1 protein-coding gene is annotated in these 2,689 nt (G+C 72.6%); it reads left to right on the top strand.

Annotated elements, in window-relative coordinates:
- Positions 1–344 precede the first annotated feature (344 nt).
- The coding region (locus tag ACWDCZ_RS40125; protein WP_449818568.1) for a DUF7507 domain-containing protein at positions 345–2,689 on the top strand (2,345 nt) is incomplete at its 3' end.

Genomic DNA, 2,689 nt, shown 5'->3' with positions numbered 1-2,689 from the left:
AGCTACCTCGCAGGCCTCCACCTCCGCGCCTCAATGATCTGGATAGACGACCTCGTGCGACCACCCAACTGATCACAACATCACACAGGCCCTAGTTCATATGACGATGCGTCAACAGACGTGGCACTGACCCGGGTCGAGGCCGTCGCGGTCGGTCGCACCCGGTGCAGGGGGCGCGCGACGGGCGTCGAGCGCGGTGGTCGGACCGTTCGTGTGGGCCGCCGGGATGACCTCCCCAGCGTGCCGGACCGACCCGGATGGTGGAGACGGCATAGTCGTCCCGTCGCCCAATGGCGTGTTCACTCCGTCATCCAGAGTCCTGTGCACACCCTGGAGAGTCCTCGATGCCCAAAGTCAGACGTCGCCGGGGCCTGGCCCCGGCCTTCGGGGTGCGGGGCAGTACCGTCCCGACTCGTCCGTCGAACCGTGCCGCGTCGAAGCGGCGCGGCTGGTCCGGAGCGCTGGCAGCGGTGCTGACGCTGGCCCCGCTGTCGCTCGTCCCGCTGATGGCCGCCCCCGCCGCGCACGCCGCCCAGGCCTGCCCGCCCGACCCGGGCTACACCGACTGCCTCGCCTTCACCCACACCGGCGGCGGCCAGGACTTCACCGTTCCCCCCGGTGTCACCTCCATCCGGGCGAAGGCCTGGGGCGCGGGCGCGGCCGCCGAAGCGGACAGCCCCGCGGGAACGGCCGGAGCCGACCACCGGAGCCGACCGGGTGCCGCCGGCGCCTTCGCGACCGCACTGCTGGACGTGACGCCGGGGCAGCGGCTGACAGTGGTGCCCGGCCAGGGCGGGCGGGCGCGCTCCGAGGACCCGAGCTCCCCGGCGGCCCGTACGGCCCTCGGCGGCGGCGCCTCCAGCGTCCTGGCCGATGAGCCGCACGCCTCGGCCCGCACCCTGCTGGCGGCCGACGGCGGTACCTCCCCGAGCGCGGGCGGTACGGCCGTCGGCTCCGGGGGCGGCGACGTTCCGGCGGGCCTGGCGTCGCACCTGACCGAGCGCCAGTACGTCGCCGGGGCGGGCTTCGGCGGCTTCGCTCACCCCGCCGCCTCGGTGAAGCCCGGCGACCGCGACGGACGTGACGGACGCGACGGACGTGACGGCGGCAACGGCCTCGTGGTGCTGGAGTGGCAGGCCCCGGACGCCGCCTCGGCGAAGGCCGCCCCCGTCCAGGGCAACGCCTCGCAGGCTCCGTCCCCCTCGTCGTCCGCCGTGAGCGCCCCCGAGCCCCCGTCGGCCGTAGCGTCCGCTGAGAGCGTCCCCCCGTCGGGCACGGCCCCGGCCGGCCACGCGCCCCGGGCACCCGGCCCCCCCTTGGACTGCAGCGGCAACACGATCTACGCCGTCCAGCGCGGCTCCTCGGGCGCCGGTACGGGCACCCTGCTGGCCCTGGCCTCCGGCACCGTCGGCGGCGCCAACGTGACCGCCACGACGGTGAGCACGCTCCCCGCCGGGTCCGGCTTCACGAACGCCCTCGGCATCACGGACGGCGGCACCGCCGCCTACGTGGTCGACCAGACGCCGGCCGTCAGCGGGTCCGTGAACGTGTACGGCTACAACGCGGCCACCGGCGCCTGGACCGTCTACACCGGATCCGCCGGCCCCACCAGTGACTCCTTCGTCGCCGGCGCGGTGAACCCGGTCAACGGCATCTACTACTACGCCAGCTTCGAGCCCGGTACCGCGACCACGCCCGGCGTGGCCACCCTCTACGGGTTCAACACCACCACCAACACCGCGATCCCCGGCGTGATCGGCACGTTCGACCTGCCGGTCACCGGCACCTCCGGCCCCAACGGCGACATCACCTTCGACGCGGGCGGCAACCTCTACATCCTCTCCTCCGTCGGGACCGACGCCGCCATCGGCCGGGTCTCCGCACCGATCCCCACCACGGGGTCGGCCACCGGTGTGCCGCTGACCAGCACGACGCTGAGCACCCTGGACAACCCGACGGACAGGTCCTTCAACGGGGCGGCCTTCGACAACGTCGGCAACCTCTACATCGAGTTCACCTCGGGGACCACCACCTACCTGGAGCGGCTCAACCCGAACACCGGCGCGGTCACGGCCGGTCCCACGCCGTACACCAACAACGCCTTCCTCTCCGTGGACCTCGGCGCCTGCTCCACCAACCCGACCCTGACCCTGCAGAAGGACATCGTCGGCCGGTTCGCCGAGTCGACCACGTCCAACGACCAGTTCACGCTGGAGATCACCGGCGGTGGCGTCACCCAGGGCAACACCGCCACCACGACCGGCACCAGCACGGGCGTCCAGTCGCCCCCGGCCGGCCCGGTCATCGCGCTGTCCGGCACCACCTACACCCTCACCGAGACGGCGGCCTCCGGAAGCCTCTCCGACTACACCACCACCTACGACTGCGTCGACACGGCCAACGGCAACGCCCCGATCACCTCGGGCAGCGGGGTGACCACCTTCAACCTGCCGTTCCCGGCGACGGTGGAGGACAAGAACAGCCCGATGGTGCTCTGCACCTTCACGAACACCCCGGTCCCGGTGACGCCCGCGCTCACCATCGTGAAGTCGGCGTCGCCGACGACGGTTTCGGCGGTCGGTCAGGTCGTGGACTACAGCTTCCTGGTGACGAACACCGGGAACGTGACGCTGACGGACGTGACGGTGAACGAGACGGCGTTCTCCGGTTCCGGGGGGCCGCTCGTGGC

The sequence above is a fragment of the Kitasatospora sp. NPDC001225 genome (genome assembly GCF_053597855.1).
Note: the sequence above shows the minus strand (reverse complement) of the source record. Positions and strands in the feature narration are given on the sequence as shown.